Genomic DNA, 15563 nt, shown 5'->3' with positions numbered 1-15563 from the left:
ACCCGTGGAAGGCACGACCCCGTGAAAGGCCCGGCATGACCGAACCGACCCCGCCCGAGCAGGAAGCCCGGCCCGACGAGCCCGCCGGGCCGCCGCCGCCCGCGCCGCCACAGCCCCGCCGCATCGGGCTGTGGGGCGCGCCGACCTGCGGGAAGACCACGTTCCTCGCGGCGCTGCGGATCGCCGCCGAGGAGGGCGGGCACGACGTCCGGCTCGTCGGCTGCAACCGCGCGTCCACCGAGTTCCTCGCCGACACCACCCGGCAGCTGAAGATCGAGCGCCGGTTCGTCCCGGCGACCCGGGAGCTGCCGCCGAACCTGGCCTGGCAGCTGCACGGCACGCAGATCAAGAAGGTGCGCCCGGACACCGGGCGGCTCCGCTTCAAGCGGCGCCGCCCCGTCCCGTACACGGTGATGCTGGACATGATGGACGCCCCCGGCGGCATGTTCAGCAGCCGCCCGGAGGACCGCGCCGCCCGCGAGCCGTCGTCGGGGCTGCGGTTCAGCAGCTCCGCGGGCGACGGCGACGGCGGGTCCGGCGACGGCGGCGGAGGCGACGCGGAGGAGCGGCTCGTCCGGCACCTGGCGGGCTGCGACGGGCTGCTGTTCCTGTTCGACCCGACCCGCGAGCGCGAGATGAACGACGCCTACGCGTTCTTCCAGCGGACCGTCCTGCAGATCTCCGAGCTGGCCGGGACCAGCGGCGTCGACCACAAGCTCCCGCACCACCTGGCCGTCTGCATCACCAAGTTCGACCATCCGGAGGTGTACGAGCGGGCCGTGCGGCTCGGCTACGTGACGCCGCCCGCGAGCATCTTCGGGATGCCGCGGGTCGACGAGACGCGCGCGCTGGAGTTCTTCCAGGACCTGTACCGGGGGACGCACGCGCACGACCCGGTGAACTCGCTGCTCCGCGGCATCCGCTCGCACTTCGGCGAGTCCCGCACCCGCTACTTCGTGACGTCCGCGATCGGCTTCTACCGCGACCCGGTGGAGAACCGCTTCCAGCCGGAGGACTACCTGAACATCGCCGAGCAGTCCGACGGCGGCGACGGGCTCGCCGGCGAGGACCGGTTCCGGATCCGCGGCGACGTCGCCCCGATCAACGTGCTGGAGCCGGTCATGTGGCTGGCCGGGAACGTGGGCGAGCCGTGATGGACCAGGCTGCCGCGCGGGAGGTGGTGAGGTTGCGGGCGGGGTGGGCGGTCCGTGGCAAGCCGCCGGGTAGTTATGACGAGTACCGGGTGACGGGGTGTGGGGGGCCGGACTTCTCGGCGGGTGACTATGCGCACATCCTGCGGCATTTCGCGCTCGGGACGCCGTCGCCGGGGCGGTCGGGGCCGGCGGCGTTGCCGTGGGTGACGATCAGCGAGGTCCGCGGCGGCGACGACGGGACCCGTATCGGTGTGGCGTTGGAGGACTGGACGGGCGAGGCCGACGGTGCGGGGCGTCCGATCGCCGAGACCCGCTACCTGTGCGTGCCGTATGAGGCGCTGCGTGCGGTGCCGGTGTCCTATACGGGTCTGTATGAGGCGTTGGCGGGGTTGACGCCGCCGTTCCCGGCGGACGGGGTGGAGTTGGGGGTGGCGGCGCTGGATCCGGAGGTCCCGGCGCGGGCGTTGCAGCGGTTCGGGGTGCAGCGGGTCGCCGCCGCCGCGTCCCTGCTGATCGACGGGCCGGTCACCATCACCGCCGCCCCGGAGTTGGGTGTGCTGGACCGGCTGGCGTTCCTGGACACCGTCGCGGCGCTGCTGCCGTACGGGTGGCGGACCCGGTTCAGCGCCGCGACCTGGGACCAGAGCGGCAACCGCAACGTGTCCCTGGCGTTCGCCCGGCAGGTCCGTGACCGGACCACCGAGCTGGACTGGCGCACACCACGGCTGCCCGAACGCGACACACCGGGCCGCGCCTACGCCGAGATGCTCGCGGACCTGTTCGGGGACCGGGGACGCTCGCACGCCGAGGTCATCGCGCATCTGGCGCAGGCCACCGCACCGCTCGCCGACACCGACCCCGCCACCGTGGTGCGGGTCCTGGGCGGGCTGGACTGGCCCGCCACCGTCCTGCAGGCCGTCGAACGCGGAACCCACGACCCCGCCGACGTCCGCGACCTGCTCGCCACCGGACGACACCGCGAACTCGGCGACGCAGGCGCCCGCAAAATCCTCACCGCACTGATCCGCGAACACGCACCCGAAGACATCCCGCTCCTGCGCGAACGCTGGGCGGAGGTCGCGAGCACGACCGTGACGCCGTTCCGCGAGCTGTGCGCGGCGGTCCGCGGGCTGGTCTGGACCGGCGACGACGTCCCGGCCGGCGCGCGCGCGGCGCTGGCACTGCCGTACTTCCAGCTCGCCCATGACCTCGGGCGCGCCGACGAGCTGCTCGCCGCGCTGGTCACCGCACCCAAACGCGGCCTCGACGAGGTCGGAGCCGAGGCCGCCGCGCTGGTCGTCCGCGAGGCGATCGGCCCCGCGGCAATCACCCCCGCGGGCCCGCGGTGGCCGCTGACGCTCGGCGAGCTGGCCCGGTCCCCGCGGGTGGTGTGCGCGCTGATGACCGCGGTCGGGCGCGGCGAGCCGGCCCCGCTCCAAGCCTGGTACGAGTGCCTCACCCACCATCTGCCCGCGTCGCTGCTCGGCCTGTTCCGCAACCTGCTGTTCTCCCCGCTGACCCCCGTCCGCGGGGACCAGCTCGCCGGGCTCGCCGGGCACGACCCCGCCTGCGTCGGCGACGTCCTCGCCCTCGCCGCCGAGGCGCGCCGCCTCCCCCTCGTCCTGGACGGCCTCGCGGACTGGCTGGCGTCGCTGGACCGGATCCCGGCGGGCGACGCGCTGCTGCTGAAGAGCCGGCTGACGCGGGCCGCCTCGTCCGACCCGGCGTCCCTCGGCATGCTGGACGGGCTGCTGCTGTGGCTCGCCGCTCCCCCGCACCACGTGACCGGCACCGCCACCGCCGACCACCCCGCCTACTGGGAGGGGTTCCGGTCGGTGTGGGCGCGGCCCATGCCGCAGGGCCGCACGGACCGGCGCCGCGAGACGCTGACCGCCTGGCTGCGCGCGGGCGGCTGGGCCGCCGCCGGCGGCACCGGGCCCGTCCTCATGCTCGCCCGCGAGCTGATGGCCGGGCCGCCCGCCGAGGCGCTGCCCGTCGCGAAGGCGATGCTCGCCGCCCGCGCGAGCGTCCCGTCGCTCGGCGTCACCGCGGAATACCAGGTCTGCCGGCACGAGGCCGAGCAGCTCTTCCCGGAACTCGCGAAGGACTCCTTCATGACCGTGCTGACGAACCTTCCGCAGAACGCGCCGGCCGGGCACATCGCCGCGCTGTGCGCCCAGGAGATGGCCCGGGGCGTGCCCGCCGTCCAGATCGCCGAGACGCTGCTGACCGGGCTGCCGAACATCACCGCCGGCACCGTCGTGGACATCATCGGCGAGGTCCGGCTCGCCCTCACCGAGATGGAGGAGCCGGACGCCGCGAACCGCGCCCTGGACCTCGCCCGCGCGATCACCCGGTACCCGGGCGTCGGGCCGTCGCTGCGCACCCAGGCCGCGACGGTCGCGGTGGCCGAGATCGGCTTCTGGCACCGGATCATCGAGATCACCGCCGCCGCCGACCAGGACGGCGAGCTGCTGATCGACGAGAACACCCGCGAGCACCTCAGGCACAACGCGGAGAAGGCGCAGTCGCTGCTCAAAGCGTCCAAGCCCGCCCGGTGGGGGCGGGGCGGCGGCGGCCGGTCGTGACCGCCGCCGTCGACGTCGGGACGGCCACCACCCGGATCCGGACCGCCGCCGGTCTCACCGTGCTCGCGACGCCGCCGCCCGAGGCGATCGCCGGGGTGCTCACCCGCGCGGCCGGGACGGGCCGCCCCGTCACCTGCGTGGTCCCCGACCACTGGCGCGACCACGGCGCCGGCCTGGCCCGGCAGGAACTGCTGCACGCGACCGTCCTGCCGGTGGGGCCCGCGACGCTGATCGGCCGGTTCGCCGCCGTCGCCGCGCACGCCGCCGCCCGGACCGGTCCGGGCCGCTACCTGGTCTGCGACGCGGGCGCGTCCGGCACCGGGTTCGGGCTGTGCGAGGTGTCCGGCGAGTCCGTCCGGCTCGTGGACGCCGCCTTCGACGCGGCCGCGGGCGGCGACGCGTTCGCCGAGGCCGTCGCGCCCGGACGCGGCCGGGAGTTCGCGGCGTCCGCCGCGCGCGGCGCCGAACGGCTCGCCGCCGTCCTCGCGACCGCCCGGGAGAAGGCGCTGTTCCGGAACGCGCTCGCGGTCCGCGCCGGCGACCTGGAGATCACCGCGGGCGCGCTGCTGGAGGCGTTCGAGCCGGTCGGCGCGCGGCTCGCCGCCCTCGCCGGCCGCTGGTCCGCCGCGTCCGCGCGGCCGGTGCTGACCGGCGGCTTCGCCGGGTTCCCGCCGGTCGCCGACGCGCTCTCGAACGCGCTCGCGGACGCCGCACCGCTCGGCCCGCACGCCGCCGTGGAGGGCGCCGCGCTGTTCGCGGACGGGGTGTTCCGGGAGGCGCCGCTCCCCGACGTCCGGCTGCCGATCCACCGGATCCGGGACGGGCTGCCCGCCGGAGCCGAGATCGGCGTCCCCGGACGGCCCGGCCGGTTCGCCGCCCTCAACGGCCGCGACCTGCTGCTGTGCCACCGCCGCGAGCCGGCGCTCGGCGCCCCGTCGCTGATGCTCGACGACGCCGGGACGCTGCCGGTCGAGGTCGACGGCCGGCCCGCGCCGTGCCGCGCCCCCGGGCTCGCGCCCGGCGCGTACCGGCTCGGGCTGCGCGCCGCGACCCGCGGCCCCGTCATCGCCCTGTTCCCCGTCGCGCCGGACGCCGACCCGGTGCCCGTCCCCCTGGAGAGGCCCGCCCGATGACCGACGCGCCCGCCGACGCGCTCGCCGCTCTGAAGGCCGCGCTGGCCGCCGCCCTCGCGGAGGCCCGCGCCGTCCCGCCGGGCGACGACCTCGCCGCGTTCCGGTTCGTGTCCGGGCTGGACGAGGCGCTGCACGACCTGCCGGAGCTGCTGGAGACGCTGCCCGCCCTCGCCCGCGGCGGCGACCTCGGCCGCGACCTCGTCGCGCACTTCGAGGAGACCACCGCCGAGCTCGCCCGGATGCGCGCGGACCTCGCCGCCGACCGCCGCCGCCTCGCCGAGCTGCGCCCCGCCGTCGAGGCGATGAGGGCGACCGCCGGGGAGCACGCCGCCGTCCGCGCCGAGCTCGCCGAACTCCACCGCCTCGACGGCCTGCGCGCCGACCTCGACGCGCTCCGGGCGCAGCGCGACGCCTTCGACGATCGCCGGCCGGAGCTGAACGCGGCGCGCGACGCCGAGGACGCGCTCGACGCGTCCGCCACCGGCCTGCTCCGCCTCACCCGCGCGCAGCTCGACCGGCTGGACGAGCGGGTCCGGGAGGCCGTCGAGGAGGCGGCCGCCGCGGACGCCGACCTCGCCGCCGCGCGGCACCGCCTCGCCGAGGAGCGCGCCGCCGTGGAGTCCCGGACCGCCGAGCTGGCCGCCGCCGCCGACGGGTTCACCGCCCTGCGGGCCGACGCGGACCGGCTGATGCCCGCGCTCGCCCGCTACCGCGACGCCGACCGCGCCCTGCTGGACGGCATCGCCCGCGGCTCCCTCGTCGAGTCGTCCGGCCTGCAACGCGCCCGCGACGCCCTCGACCTGGTCGAACGCACCCTGGAGGAGCTGGACGCCGCGCTCGCCGCCGCCCTCGAGATCCACGACCACGCCCACGCCGAGGCCCGCCGCGTCCTGCCCCTCACCTGATCCCGGTTGACCTCCCGGCCCGGCGTCGGGTCTGCTGGCGCGATGGCGAAGATGCACGCCGGCGAAATCGACACCGACGCCGGCCTCGTCCGGCGGCTCGTGCGCGGCCGGTTCCCGGAGTGGTCCGGGCTGCCCGTCGAGCGGGTCGCGTCCGGCGGGACCGTCAACGCCGTCTACCGGCTCGGCTCCGCGCTGTCCGTCCGGCTGCCGCTGACGGCGGGCGGGGTGCGGGCACTGGACCACGAGACGCGGTGGCTCCCGGAACTCGCGCCGGGCCTACCCGTCGCGATCCCGGCCGTCGCCGGGACGGGCGGCCCCGCCGAAGGCTTCCCATGGCCGTGGGCGGTGCACCGGTGGCTCGACGGCGCCACCCCGGCCGAAGGCAGGGCGGGCCCGGAACTCGCCCGCGACCTCGCCGCCTTCGTCCTCGCCTTCCGCGAGATCGGCGTCCCCGGCGGCCCGCCCGCGTACCGCAGCGGCCCGCTGGCCTCCGTCGACGCGGCGACGCGCGCGGCGGTCGCCGAACTGCGCCGCACCGACGAGCCCTTCGACGCCGCCGCGATCCTGGCGTCCTGGGACGAATCGCTCCGGGCGCCCGGCTGGGCCGGGGCGCCCCGCTGGCTGCACTCCGACCTCATGCCGGGCAACCTGCTGGTGGACGGCGCCGGACGCCTCTCCGGCGTCCTCGACTTCGCCACCTGCGGCATCGGCGACCCCGCCTGCGATCTGATCCCCGCCTGGAACCTCCTGCCGGCGGATGCGCGGGCCGCCTTCCGCGACGCGGTGGACGCCGACGACGCGACCTGGCTGCGCGGACGCGGCCGGGCGCTCTCCATGGCCGTGATCCAGCTGCCGTACTACCGCTGCACGAACCCGATCATCTCGGCCAACGCCCGGTACACGATCCGGTCCGTCCTCGACGGCTGATCAGGGCACGGCACACGGGCCACGGCTCAGGGCACGCGAACGACCGATCAGGGCACGCGAACGGCCGATCAGGGCACGCGGGCGACGGCTCGGGGCACGCAAGCGGCCGATCAGGGCACGCGGGCGACCGCGCACAGCATCGACACGTCATCGACCGCCGGCCGGTCCTCCACCGGCTCCTCCGGACGCCACTCCACCACAGACCCGACGCCCGGCGGCAGCAACTCCAGGCCATCGAAGAAGCGCGCGAACTCGTCGTGGCTGCGCAGCCGGAACGGCACCCCGCTCCGCTCGTTCGCCTCCACGTTCGCGGCGTACTCCTCGGGCGTCAGGTAGTCGCCGGTGGCGTGCGTCATCACCAGATGGCTGCCGGACGGCAGCGCGCCGAGCAGCGTCCGGACGATCCCGTACGGGTCGTGGTCATCGGTGATGAAGTGCATCGTCGCCACCAGCATCAGCGCGACCGGCCGGGACAGGTCCAGGGTCCGCCGCAGGTCGCGGTTGGCGAGGATCTTCTCCGGTTCGCGCAGGTCGGCGTCGATGTAGGCGGTCCGCCCCTGCGGCTCGCTCGTCAGCAGCGCGCGGGCGTGCACCAGGACGATCGGGTCGTTGTCCACGTAGACGATCCGCGCCGCCGGGTCGATGCCCTGCGCGATCTCGTGCACGTTGCCCGCGGACGGCAGCCCGGTGCCGATGTCCAGGAACTGCCCGATCCCCGCCTCGCCCGCCAGATGACCGACCACCCGGCGCATGAAGGCACGATTCTCCCGGGCCGCGAGGCCGACCGTCGGAAACGCCGACGCCACCATCTCCGCCGATTCCCGGTCGACCGCGAAATTGTCCTTGCCGCCGAGCCAGTAGTTGTACCTGCGCGAGGGGTGCGCCTTCGTCGGATCGATCCCCGGCGGAACCTGCTCAGCGTCCACGCGGCCTCGCTTCGTCGCCCGCCGCGAAACCGCGACGGAAGTGAAATGGCAGGACACCATTATGCGTGGCAGGATCGGTCCACGCGCATCGCCTACCCGGGAAGGCACATGGTGGATCTTTTCTACAGCCCGTTCGACTTCGCGATTCAGGAAAACCCCTACCCGGTGTACGCGGAACTGCGCGAAAAGTCACCGGTCTATCGCAGCGAAACGGACGACTTCTGGGCGCTGTCCCGGCACGGCGACGTTCTGTCCGCACTCCGCGACTCAGCGCGGTTCTCCAGCCGGAACGGCCTGCGCATCGAACCGGCGTTCTGGGGGCCGGAGGCGGAGAAGTTCTTCTCGTTCGTCGCCATGGACCCGCCCAAGCACACCCGGATGCGCGGCCTGGTGTCGCGCGCCTTCACCCAGCGCCGCGTCCAGGAGCTGGAGCCCCGCATCCGCGAGATCGCCCGCGAGTGCGTCCTGCCGCACCTCGACGGCGACACCTTCGACCTGATGACCGACTTCGCCGGCCGCTTCCCGACCGACGTCATCTCCGAACTGGTCGGCGTCCCGGAGGCCGACCGCGGCATGGTCCGCGACCTCGGCATGGCGATCATGTACCGCGGCGAGGAGGGCGACGACCTGCCGCCCGAGGCCCTGCAGGCCATCGGCGCCCTCGTCGGCTACTACACCGACCTGACGATCGAGCGGTCCAAGGAGCGCCGCGGCGACCTGCTGTCGGGCCTGCTCGACGCCGCGGACGGCGACGACCGCCTCACCCCCGAGGAGATCGTCGGCGTGCTGATCCTGCTCGTCGGCGCGGGCATCGAGACCACGATGCTGACGCTCGGCAACGCGTGGCACGCCGCCTGGCTGCACCCCGAGGAGCGCGCCAGGGCCCTCGGCGGCCGCATCGACGACTGGATCGAGGAGACCCTCCGCTGGGAGCCGACCTCGCAGGTCCTCGCCCGCACCGCCACCGAGGACATCACGCTGCACGGCGTCACGATCCCCGCCGACGCGAAGGTGCTCCTCCTCACCGGCGCCGCTAACCGCGACCCGTCCGTCTTCCCGGACCCGGACCGCTTCGACCTCGACCGCGACACGGGCGCGTCGCTCGCCTTCGGCAACGGCCGGCACCACTGCCTCGGCGCGAACCTCGGGCGCCTGGAAGCCCGCATCGCCTTGCAGGAGGTCACCGCCGTCGTCGCCGACTACGAGATCGACGAGTCGGGCGCCGAGCGGGTGCACTCCTCCAACGACCGCGGCTTCGTGTCCCTCCCCACCCGCATCACCGCACGCCGTTGACCGCACCTCCGGGGCGCCACCTACCGTCCGGGCGCCCCGGAAGCCCCCTGGCCGTCGTGACCGTCGCGGCCGTCGTTATATGAATTGGGGAGATCAGTCACGTCCGGACAGGCATCAGCTGGCCGAATCAGAAGAGCGCTGGGCGCAATGAGAGTCCGGTCCCGGACGGATGTGGTGGCACTCCGAGTGTTGAAGTGACGAGTCTACGAGTTATCCCCCACAAGGGCTTTCGCCACCTCGGCAGGGGTCTTCGATCGAAAGCAGAATAGATCATCCTAGATTGCTGTAAGGGGTGTTCGGGTGGTGGGGTGGCGCTGGCGTACGGGGCCGCCCCTCCAAAGTCAAGGGCGCCTTCGGCGTCGCTTCGCGATGGACTTCGTCCACCCTTGACTTTGGAGCCTCTGCGGCCCCTGAGGCAGCGTTAGGGGCAGGCTCCGCCTGCCCCGCCCCGGGCCGCGCCACCCCACCACCCCCTTCCGTCAGGAACCAAGCCCTCCGGGGGTGCGCCAAAGAGCCCGCTTGCCTTTCCCGCCGAAAAATACCGAACGGAATGTGCCGTGAACAGCCATAAATGCTGGTCACACAGGGTACCATTTACGTATGCAATCAGTGACGGTCGAGCTTGAGGCCGCGTCCACCATGGAACTGGTGAACGCGCTCTCAACCATCGCCACTGAACTCGCCTCGCGAGAAGCCCCCGAATCAGCTGCCGCCTGCCTGGAACTCACCGAAACCCTCGTGGCCGCCTCCGATAAGCAGGAAAGCGCCCTCGCCGCTTTCATCGGCCGAGTCGACGCCACCAAAGAACAGGCCCGGTGGGGATATCCCTCCACCCAAGCATGGCTGCGATCCCGGCTCGGCATGCGCGACAACCGGGTGAAGGAGCGCCTCACCCTTGCCCGGCAGCGGCGTCGCCTCCCGCAGGTGGCCGAGCAACTCGCAGCCGGGGAGCTGTCCTACGGTTACGCCGTCACGGTCGCCGACTCGGTCTCGCGCCTGGACGACCACGACTGCGCCGAGGCGGAGGCGACCCTGCTCGGTTTCATCGACCAGGGGTTCTCCGCCGGGAAGGTCGCCGCGTTCGGGCGCCGCATCCGTGACCTCATCGCCGACCGCGACGACACCGAAGACGCCCCCGACCAGGACACCAAACGCGGCTACGACGAATCGTGGCTCACCACCACCCGCTCGCTCGACGGCGGCCGGTACGTCAAAGGTTGGCTGAACCCCGAAGACGCCGCGATCTGGGACGGCACGCTCGCTCCGCTGGCCAAGCCGGCCGGGCCTGATGACCGCCGCGACCTTCCCGAACGCACCGCAGCGGCACTGTCCAGCGTCCTGTCCGGCGGGCACAAGGCTTCCAAGGTCACCGTGATCTGCGACCTGGACACCCTCACCGGAGGCAACGCCCCGGCCCGCCTCACCGACGGCACCCCCATCCCCGCCGCCCAAGCCCGCCGCATCGCCCTGGCCGCCGGGGTATCGCCCCTGCTCCTTGGGCGCGGAAACACCCCGCTCTACCTCGGACATCGGGAACGGTTCGCCTCCGCAGCACAGCGGCAAGTCCTGGAGACGCTCTACCCCTCCTGCGCGGTGCGGGGCTGCGAGGTCCCCGGGACACTGTGCGAGGTCGACCACGTCCACGGCTGGGCACTCGGACGATCGCCCACCGACATCGATCAACTCGCACTCGCCTGCGGATGGCACAACCGGTTCAAACACACCAACCCCGGCCAGATCCAGATCACCAAGGATCGAGACGGGCGATACGTCTACCGGCTACTCCCACCAGCCGACGCGCGAGGCACGAGGGGGGCCGGGCCACCGGGCAGCATCGGCCCACCCGACGACCCCGCCCTCGACTGGGCCGCATAAGCCACACCCGTCCATGGCCCTGCGCTAGGGCCTGTTTTGTGGATCGTGGTTGAGCCAGAGGACGAGGCTGGCGATGGTGACGACGGCGCGGTAGTGGGCGGCGAGCTTCTCGTAGCGGGTGGCCAGGCCGCGGAAGCGTTTGAGCTGGTTGAAGCAGCGTTCGACGACGTTGCGGCGCCGGTAGCGGTCACGGTCGAATCCGCAGCGGCGATGGCCCCGCCGTGCCCGGGCGGCCACCTGATCGCTGCGTTCGGGGATGGTGTGCGGGATGCGCCGGCGTCGCAGATAGTCGCGGATGATGCGAGTGGAGTAGCCCTTGTCGGCGATCAGGTGCCCGGGCCGGGTCCGCGGACGGCCCGGCCCGGCGCGCCGGATCGCGATGGCTTCGACGACCTCGATCAGCCGGGTGCAGTCGTTGATGTTGCCGGCGGTCACGGTGAACGCCAGCGGCAGGCCACGGCCGTCGCAGGCCAGGTGGATCTTGCTGGTCAATCCGCCGCGGGACCGCCCGAGCGCCTGCTGTGATGCCGGGTTCGTCCCCGGCTGTTCCCCTTTTTGGGGGCGCCGGCGGCGTGCTGGTGGGCCCGCACGATGGTGGAGTCCACGCACACCACCGACCAGTCCACCACCCCGACCGCATCGTCGTGCACCTGGACGTGGGCCAATAGCCGGTCCCAGGTCCCGTCCCTACTCCAGCGGCGGAACCGCTGGTAGAGCGTCTGCCACGGCCCATAGCGTTCGGGCACGTCCCGCCAGTCCGCGCCGGTCCGGATCTTCCACAAGATCCCATTGATCACCTGCCGGTGGTCACGCCACCGCCCACCAGGCCCGGACGCGACCGGCAGCAACGGCTCGATCCGCGCCCAGGCCGCATCGGTCAACTCGTGTCGCCGCACCATGGCCACCATCCAGCCACAACCCAAAGATCCAGATCCGCAAAACAGGCCCTAGGCCGCAGGGCTATGGACGGGTGGCCACCAGCAGGTCGACGAGGTAGGCCTCCTCGATCGTGTCGTCCGGGTGTGCCTCGTGCAGCCGACGGCGTTCGTCGGTGACGAAGGCACGTCGGCGGGGCTCGCTGAGGACCAGGAAGGCTGAGCGGCTGGTGATGTTGGCAAGGTGTGTGTCGAGGGAGACCACGCGGGTCCAGCGCAGCTGACGGCGTGCGACGCGTAGGCCCGTTAGGCCCGCCTGCCGGGTGGCCTCGCCGTCGTCTGGGCGGACGGGCGGCATCGGTTTTGTCCCGCAGTGCCGCGCGATGCGCTCGTGCTGCGCACGGATCCACGGCACATCGAAGGCCGTGGTGTTCCACCAGATCGCCATTGCGCCGTCTCCGCGCAGGACGCGCAGTGCCTCGGGGACGGAGCGGGCCGGGTCGGTCCACTGCCAGGACTGCGCGTAGGTGATGAGGTCCTGTGAGTCGTCGGCCAGCGGGAGGGCGTTGCCGTCGCCGCGTACGACCGGCACGTCCGGGAGGGCCCTGCGGCACTCGGCGGCCATGGCCTCACCGGGTTCGACGGCGATGACGCGGGCGTCCCTGCCGCGCAACAGCGCGGTGGCGATCCCGGTGCCCGCACCGACGTCGGCGACCCGGGCACCGGCCAGGCGGCGGTTCGCGAGTTCCTCGACGGCGTCGAAGAGCAGGGGCGGGTAGGAAGGGCGGCTGGCCGCGTACTGAGCGGCGGCCCTGTCGAACGACTCGGCGCGGGAGCTGGGAGGCATGTCCCCATCATCGGCCCGCATGGACATCCGGCCCGTCAGGCGAGGGCTCGGTGGAGCGGGAGCGTCGTGGTGATGACGAACCCAGAGCCAGGTCGGGTCGTCGCGCAGGAGCGGCCAGTCGGCGATCCAGTTGGCGGTGGCGTCGGCCGCCATCACCGCGGCTGCGAGCGTGACGCCCGCAGGGCGCGCGCGGGCGACCAGTACGGCCACAAGCGGGTCCAGGACGACCAGGGCCGTGAAGCAGGGGTGGGGCGAACGCGTAGGCATGGAGGCCGCCGTAGGCCAGGTCCCAGACGTGCGCGCACGTAACCCGATCAGGTCGACGCCTAGCGCGCACCGCACCTTATGTCTCGCGGGGGATGGGGATGGCCCGCGCGGGGGAGGCGGGCGGGACGGTGCGGGCGGGAGCGTGGGGGCATCGCCAGACAGGAGGAAGCGGTGTCCCGGAAGTTCACGATCAAGGCCGCGGTGATCGCGGTGCTCGTCGCCCTCATCGCGGGGGCGATGCTGGCCACCGGGTCCGGTGAGCCGGCCGCGCACGCGCTCGGGGCCGTCCGATGACCGGCGCCGGGACGCGGGGGCCGGTGCCGCGCTGGGCGGACCGGGCGGCGCAGGCGACGATGTGGTGCGCGCTCCCGTCCGGGATCTGGCGGATCCTGTTCGGGCTCGGCCTGCCTGCGGGCTTCACCGGGTCGCAGGACCCGGCGAACGGGCCCTGGTTCGTGCTGCCGTACGTGATCGCGCTGACGGCGCTGTCCGAGGCGATCGCGTTCCTCGGCCTCGGGCTCGTCCGGCCGTGGGGCGAGGTCTGGCCGCGCTGGGTGCCGTTCCTGCGCGGCCGGCGGATCCGCCCGCTCGCCGCGATCGTCCCGGCGTCGCTCGGCTCGGTCGCGCTGGTCTGCCTGTGGACGCCGCTCGTCTTCGGTTTCGCGGACACCGATCCGGAGATGCCGCACGGCGCGAAGGCCGCCATCCTCTACGCGTGCTATCTGCCGCTGGTCGCCTGGGGGCCGCTCCTGGCCGCGGTGACAGCGGCGTACGCTGTCCGCCGCCGACGGTACGGCTGACGCCGCCTCCCATTCGTCCAAGACCCGCGCGGCCCGGGCGCATAGCGTCGAGGCACAGACCGAACTTCGAGGAGCCGCTCACATGTCCGTTCGCCGCGTCGTGCCCAACGTCCACTCCGAAGCCGCCGGGGAGAACCGCGCGTTCTACGGCCTGCTCGGGTTCGAGGAGGTCATGGACCACGGGTGGATCATGACGCTCGCGTCCCTGGAGGTCCCCGGGGCGCAGATCAGCTTCATGTCCGCGGACAAGACGGCGCCGGTCAATCCGGACATCAGCGTGGAGGTGGACGACGTCGACGCGGCGTACGAGGCCATGCGGGCGCGGGGCGCGGAGATCGTGCATCCGCTGCAGGACGAGGAGTGGGGCGTGCGGCGGTTCTTCGTCCGCGACCCCGACGGACGCGTGATCAACGTCCTGACCCACCGCTGACGCGGGGCCCGTCAGGCGGGCTTGTGGCGCTGGTAGTGGCGGGCGACGCGGACGCGGTTGCCGCAGCGGGCGGCGGAGCACCAGCGGCGGCGCGGGTGGGCGGGCAGGAACAGCAGGACGCAGTCGTCGGCCTCGCACTGCCGGATCTTCGTGACGGACGGGTCCGCGAGGAGGCCGGCGGCGGCCTCGGCGAGCCACCCGGCGAGCCGCGTGCCGGGCGGGCCGGTCCGGCGGCGCGCGGCCGTGACGGCCGAGCCGTCCCAGGTCAGCTCGGTGATGGCGGGTGCGGCGCGCTGGGCGTCGTTGAGCGCGGCCAGGTCGGCGGCGGCGGGGCGCTCGCCGTGGCGGGCGCGTTCGACGGCGTTGGCGACGTGCTCACGTACGGCATGCACGGCACGTACATCGTGTATGTCAAGAGAGTCGGCGTCCGGGAGCCGGGCGGCTTCGAGGTCCAGCCAAGCGCGCAGGTCATCGGGGGTGGCGAGCAGGTCGCCGGCCGCGGTGCGGGTGTTGACGAGGTCGAGGGCGAGGGGTTCGCCGGTCAGCGGGACGACGTCGCTCATGAGGCTAATGCTACATCCCGTGATTGACGCGTTAGGTCGCCCCGGGCTATAACTAACGCATCTTCAGCGGAGAGAGGCGTTAGACATGGCGGTTCCCACGGTCGCGCGGACGGTTCACCGGTTCCTGGACGTCGACGGCGTCCGCGTCTTCTACCGGGAGTCGGTGCCCGAGCGCGCCGACGCGCCCGTGCTGCTGCTCCTGCACGGGTTCCCGTCCGCGTCGCACCAGTTCCGGCGGCTGATCGACGTCCTCGGCGCCCGGTACCGGCTGATCGCCCCCGACTACCCCGGCTTCGGGCACACCCGGGTCCCGGACGGCTTCGCGTACTCCTTCGACCGGCTCGCCGACGTCACCGAGGGCTTCGTCGAGCGGCTCGGGCTGTCCCGGTTCGCCATGTACGTCTTCGACTTCGGCGCGCCGGTCGGCTTCCGGCTCGCCGAGCGCCGCCCGGAGTGGATCGCGGGCCTGATCGTCCAGAACGGCAACGCCTACGCCGAGGGCCTGTCGGACGCGGCGCGCGACTTCATCGCGCTGCGTCCCGGCCGGGACGGCGCCGAGGAGACGATCCGCGCCCTGCTGACGCCGGAGGGGACGCGCGGCCAGTACGAGGCGGGCGTCGCCGACGCCGAGGCGATCGCGCCCGACGGCTGGACGCTCGACCAGCACTTCCTCGACCTGCCCGGACGCAAGGAGGCCCAGGTCGCGCTGGCGTTCGACTACCACGCGAACGTGGAGCGCTACGGCGCCTGGCAGGCGTGGCTGCGCGAGCACACCCCGCCGGCGCTGATCGTCTGGGGCCGCGGCGACCCCTTCTTCACCGAGCCCGGCGCGCGGGCCTACCTGCGCGATCTCCCGGACGCCGAGCTCCACGTCCTCGACACCGGGCACTTCGCGCTCGAGGACCACCTGCCGGAGATCGCCCCGCTCGTCGCGGACTTCCTCGACCGCACCTGGACGTGACGCGGCCGCGGGCCGGGCG

General features: G+C 73.4%; 14 protein-coding genes and 1 pseudogene. 11 read left to right on the top strand and 4 right to left on the bottom strand.

The genetic code is table 11. From position 1 onward, the window contains the following. The first annotated feature begins 35 nt into the window (after positions 1-35). The 5 genes from J4557_RS16000 to J4557_RS15980 are packed head-to-tail and all read left to right on the top strand — an operon-like array spanning position 36 to position 6707. Entirely contained in the window at positions 36-1154 is a 1119-nt protein-coding gene (locus tag J4557_RS16000) for a DnaA/Hda family protein (RefSeq protein ID WP_208267318.1), read from the top strand. Next, positions 1154-3742, top strand: a complete 2589-nt coding sequence (locus J4557_RS15995) for a hypothetical protein (protein WP_208267317.1) — start codon at positions 1154-1156, stop codon at positions 3740-3742. Before J4557_RS16000 ends, J4557_RS15995 begins: the two co-directional genes overlap by 1 nt. Continuing rightward, positions 3739-4875, top strand: a complete 1137-nt coding sequence (locus J4557_RS15990; protein ID WP_208267316.1) for a hypothetical protein — start codon at positions 3739-3741, stop codon at positions 4873-4875. Before J4557_RS15995 ends, J4557_RS15990 begins: the two co-directional genes overlap by 4 nt. Continuing rightward, complete coding sequence (locus J4557_RS15985; protein WP_208267315.1) at positions 4872-5780, top strand: coiled-coil domain-containing protein; 909 nt, start codon at positions 4872-4874, stop codon at positions 5778-5780. Before J4557_RS15990 ends, J4557_RS15985 begins: the two co-directional genes overlap by 4 nt. Before the next feature lie 42 nt (positions 5781-5822). Next, positions 5823-6707 (top strand): aminoglycoside phosphotransferase family protein, encoded by an 885-nt coding sequence (locus tag J4557_RS15980; protein ID WP_208267314.1) that lies wholly within the window; start codon positions 5823-5825, stop codon positions 6705-6707. A gap of 110 nt (positions 6708-6817) precedes the next feature. Here J4557_RS15980 and J4557_RS15975 read toward each other — a convergent pair whose 3' ends face one another. Continuing rightward, on the bottom strand, positions 6818-7633 hold the full coding sequence (locus J4557_RS15975; protein WP_208267313.1) for an SAM-dependent methyltransferase: 816 nt from the start codon (positions 7631-7633) through the stop codon (positions 6818-6820). 108 nt (positions 7634-7741) lie between these two features. Between J4557_RS15975 and J4557_RS15970 the strand changes: the two genes are divergently transcribed. Both J4557_RS15970 and J4557_RS15965 read left to right on the top strand, forming a co-directional pair. Continuing rightward, positions 7742-8926, top strand: coding sequence for a cytochrome P450 (locus tag J4557_RS15970; protein WP_243775824.1), 1185 nt, complete (start codon positions 7742-7744; stop codon positions 8924-8926). 600 nt (positions 8927-9526) lie between these two features. Next, positions 9527-10801: an HNH endonuclease signature motif containing protein gene (locus tag J4557_RS15965; RefSeq protein ID WP_208267312.1), complete on the top strand. Its 1275-nt coding sequence runs from the start codon at positions 9527-9529 to the stop codon at positions 10799-10801. A 24-nt stretch (positions 10802-10825) separates the two neighbouring features. Here J4557_RS15965 and J4557_RS15960 read toward each other — a convergent pair. After that, a pseudogene (locus tag J4557_RS15960) lies at positions 10826-11700 on the bottom strand (IS5 family transposase). Positions 11701-11761: 61 nt separating this feature from the next. After that, positions 11762-12790, bottom strand: coding sequence for a class I SAM-dependent methyltransferase (locus J4557_RS15955; protein ID WP_208267311.1), 1029 nt, complete (start codon positions 12788-12790; stop codon positions 11762-11764). 171 nt (positions 12791-12961) lie between these two features. On the opposite strand from J4557_RS15955, the gene J4557_RS50910 reads away from it, so the two are divergent. The 3 genes from J4557_RS50910 to J4557_RS15945 all read left to right on the top strand — a co-directional run bounded on the left by J4557_RS50910 (position 12962) and on the right by J4557_RS15945 (position 14020). Then, the gene (locus tag J4557_RS50910) at positions 12962-13084 is read left to right on the top strand and encodes a hypothetical protein (RefSeq protein WP_277820000.1); all 123 of its coding nucleotides are present in this window, start codon (positions 12962-12964) and stop codon (positions 13082-13084) included. Continuing rightward, positions 13081-13590: a hypothetical protein gene (locus J4557_RS15950; protein WP_243775823.1), complete on the top strand. Its 510-nt coding sequence runs from the start codon at positions 13081-13083 to the stop codon at positions 13588-13590. Before J4557_RS50910 ends, J4557_RS15950 begins: the two co-directional genes overlap by 4 nt. A gap of 82 nt (positions 13591-13672) precedes the next feature. Beyond that, on the top strand, positions 13673-14020 hold the full coding sequence (locus J4557_RS15945) for a VOC family protein (protein ID WP_208267310.1): 348 nt from the start codon (positions 13673-13675) through the stop codon (positions 14018-14020). An 11-nt stretch (positions 14021-14031) separates the two neighbouring features. On the opposite strand, the gene J4557_RS15940 is transcribed toward J4557_RS15945, so the two are convergent. Further along, the gene (locus J4557_RS15940) at positions 14032-14583 is read right to left on the bottom strand and encodes a CGNR zinc finger domain-containing protein (RefSeq protein ID WP_208267309.1); all 552 of its coding nucleotides are present in this window, start codon (positions 14581-14583) and stop codon (positions 14032-14034) included. A gap of 85 nt (positions 14584-14668) precedes the next feature. Between J4557_RS15940 and J4557_RS15935 the strand changes: the two genes are divergently transcribed. Continuing rightward, positions 14669-15544: an alpha/beta fold hydrolase gene (locus tag J4557_RS15935; protein ID WP_208267308.1), complete on the top strand. Its 876-nt coding sequence runs from the start codon at positions 14669-14671 to the stop codon at positions 15542-15544. Positions 15545-15563: the final 19 nt, after the last annotated feature.

The organism is Actinomadura nitritigenes (assembly GCF_017573545.1).
In the GTDB taxonomy this organism is placed as follows: Bacteria; Actinomycetota; Actinomycetes; order Streptosporangiales; family Streptosporangiaceae; genus Spirillospora; species Spirillospora nitritigenes.
The sequence above is the reverse complement of the archived record's forward strand: the minus strand, read 5'-3'. Positions and strand labels throughout refer to the sequence as shown.